The sequence below is a fragment of the Bellilinea sp. genome (genome assembly GCF_034432615.1).
Lineage (GTDB): Bacteria > Chloroflexota > Anaerolineae > Anaerolineales > Anaerolineaceae > Bellilinea.
Window position 1 is genome coordinate 1 of sequence record NZ_DAOUBL010000364.1, and the last position, 2,246, is coordinate 2,246.

The following is a 2,246-nucleotide window of genomic DNA, read 5'->3' on the forward strand; positions in this document are numbered from 1 at the left end:
TCGTCCCCCTCCCGCCTCCCCCAAAATCGCAGGGGCGATTTTGGGGGAGGTGCAGGTGGGGGTAATGCTCACTGCATGCCACGTTTTGATCTTATCCCGAACTCACGTTAATTTATCTCGGGTAGCAGTAATTTCCCGCCACGGTATTTGAGGATAAGTGTCTCTAAATTCCAAGGGTACTTTTTTCGCCGCCTCACCAATTACCTCAATTGCCCGAATGATCGCATACTGTGTCTTTTCATCATTGGCAAAACTGTCAAAATCGGCCCCTTCAGCAAATAATAAGGCTTTTTTGGAATTCTCCAACATATCACGAATATAAACCACTGCATCACGAGGATAGGTCATACCGGTTTTGCTTCTTTCAGAATCATGGGCGCCAAGTCGGGTTTGAGGTTATCCTTTATGATGAGATCAACTTTTACTCCCAGTTGATTCCTCAAGAATAGTTCCAGAGATAAGAACCTGAACAAGGAAGGATCCACTTCAAAAGTCACAAGCAGATCAAGATCGCTTTCCGAATTTTCCTCCCCGCGCACGTAGGATCCAAACACCTCCAGCGTTTTCACATGAAATTGTTTTTGGAGGTAAGGCTGCAACGCTCTCAGTCGGGTCAGCAAATCATCCCCAACTCCATTAGAACCTACCCTCCCACCACAGCCTGCCGGGTTGCCGTGCAGCGTTCGCAAGTCGGGTCATCGCACAAAAAAGCCAGCGGGTCATCCTGCAGCGCGCCGACCAGCAAGCCGGTCATCTCCGCCAGCGGCAGGGCACGGATGCGGGCTTCTCCGATGAACGTTTCGCGGGTGACGGCTTGCAGCAGCGGGGCGGCTTTCTCAAAACCCAGCGAACAGCCCGGAAAGCCCGGACATTCCACCACCCCGCCGGGGGTCAGCGCCCAGCGCACAAACTGCCGCCGGCCGGCCAGTTTTTCGGCATAGTGAATGCTGGTGTTGACGGTGTGATCCACCCCCAGCAGCAACACCCAGCCTTCCTGCTCGTTCAGGTGGCGAATCGGCGCCAGGGGTTCGGCCAGGGTTTGGGCTGTCAGGGCTTCTTCCACCCCTATACCGGCAAACGAGAGAATGGGGTGTGCCGAGCGTTTTGCCAGCGGGTGTTTACGCAGCACCTCCGGCAGGATGCCCATCAGCGCATCGGCCGGCAGGTCGGGAGTGAAGAAAACCGCCATGGCGTTTTGGTCACGGCCGCTGCCGTACCGAATGGCATTGTCGGCCGGGCCTTCTTCCGGAATCAGCATGGTCTGGTAGGTGTGGGTGGGCATCATCAGATGCGGAAAGACGCTCAACAGCGCGCCGAGCAGCGTTTCGGCGCCGCCGCGCACCTCACCAAAAGCCTTCAATGAGGCATGGGCAATCACCGGCTTACCGGCTGGCAGGCCCAGCCGCTGCAAACCCTGCACCAACTCGCGAAAAGATAACGGCATGGCAGCCTCCCCCGTTCGGTGGGATTGGCCGTGCATCCACCCTCAGGCAGCCGAGAGGCGGCGGAGCACCTGGGCGACAATCGGTTCTATCTCATCCTGAGCGGCGGTAAACACGGCACTATGAATATTATACGCCAGCAGAGAAGAAGCGACAGCCTCTACCAGCCCGTTGATTCCGGCCTGAGCGGCGGCCAGCGCCAGCGAGGATTGTGCCAGCTGCGGCTGGGTGACGAAAAAAATGCCCCCGCCGCCGGGCTGTTCACGCATTACGGCAGCGGCAGCCTGCGCCAGCAAAAACGGCGCGCTCAGGTTGATTTCCAGCGAACGCTGCCAGTCCCACTCGTCCAGCATCAGCAAATCGGCGGAGGGGGCAGCCTGCAGGCAGTACATCAACACATCCAGGCGTTCCCAATCATTGAGGACATCCTCAATCAGCGCGCGGGCTGCCAGGCCCTTGCCGGTATCCCCCACATACGTGCGGCAAAGTGAACCGCCGGCTTCAATTTGGGTACGCAAATCCTCCAGATGCAGGGGCTGCAAATCGTGGGCGGCAATCCGCCACCCGGCGGCTGCCAGCCCCAGCGCAATTTGCCGGCCGGGCGGACGGGCCGCGCCGCACACCAGCGCCACCCGCGCCCCGCCTGAACCGTTGGCGCCGCTCATGGCTGCTCCATCGCCTGGTATGCCACCTGCTCACAGCGCGGCGGCATGGGCGGATTTTCGCTGGCATTCAGGCGCAGGTTGAAATAAGGTGAGAGGTCGTAGGTGTTGGCAATTTCCAGTTCATTGAGAAAATGACCCT

At 58.5% G+C, this 2,246-nt stretch carries 4 protein-coding genes; all 4 read right to left on the bottom strand.

The annotated features are described in order from the left end of the window. Positions 1 to 102: 102 nt before the first annotated feature. The 4 genes from VAE48_RS16260 to VAE48_RS16270 are packed head-to-tail and all read right to left on the bottom strand — an operon-like array spanning position 103 to position 2,107. Positions 103 to 348, bottom strand: coding sequence for a DUF86 domain-containing protein (locus VAE48_RS16260; protein ID WP_322794387.1), 246 nt, complete (start codon positions 346 to 348; stop codon positions 103 to 105). Beyond that, positions 345 to 689: a nucleotidyltransferase family protein gene (locus VAE48_RS17580; RefSeq protein WP_416181067.1), complete on the bottom strand. Its 345-nt coding sequence runs from the start codon at positions 687 to 689 to the stop codon at positions 345 to 347. The genes VAE48_RS16260 and VAE48_RS17580 overlap by 4 nt, the downstream gene beginning before the upstream one ends. Beyond that, positions 644 to 1,444, bottom strand: a complete 801-nt coding sequence (locus tag VAE48_RS16265; RefSeq protein WP_322794388.1) for an AAC(3) family N-acetyltransferase — start codon at positions 1,442 to 1,444, stop codon at positions 644 to 646. The genes VAE48_RS17580 and VAE48_RS16265 overlap by 46 nt, the downstream gene beginning before the upstream one ends. A 42-nt stretch (positions 1,445 to 1,486) precedes the next feature. Beyond that, positions 1,487 to 2,107: an SDR family NAD(P)-dependent oxidoreductase gene (locus VAE48_RS16270; protein ID WP_322794389.1), complete on the bottom strand. Its 621-nt coding sequence runs from the start codon at positions 2,105 to 2,107 to the stop codon at positions 1,487 to 1,489. Between the last annotated feature and the right edge of the window lie 139 nt (positions 2,108 to 2,246).

Bases quoted from the DNA above. Each gene is read 5' to 3' on its own strand.
- VAE48_RS16265 (WP_322794388.1), bottom strand. From the start codon at position 1,444: ATGCCGTTATCTTTTCGCGAGTTGGTGCAGGGTTTGCAGCGGCTGGGC.
- VAE48_RS16270 (WP_322794389.1), bottom strand. From the start codon at position 2,107: ATGAGCGGCGCCAACGGTTCAGGCGGGGCGCGGGTGGCGCTGGTGTGC.
- VAE48_RS16260 (WP_322794387.1), bottom strand. From the start codon at position 348: ATGACCTATCCTCGTGATGCAGTGGTTTATATTCGTGATATGTTGGAG.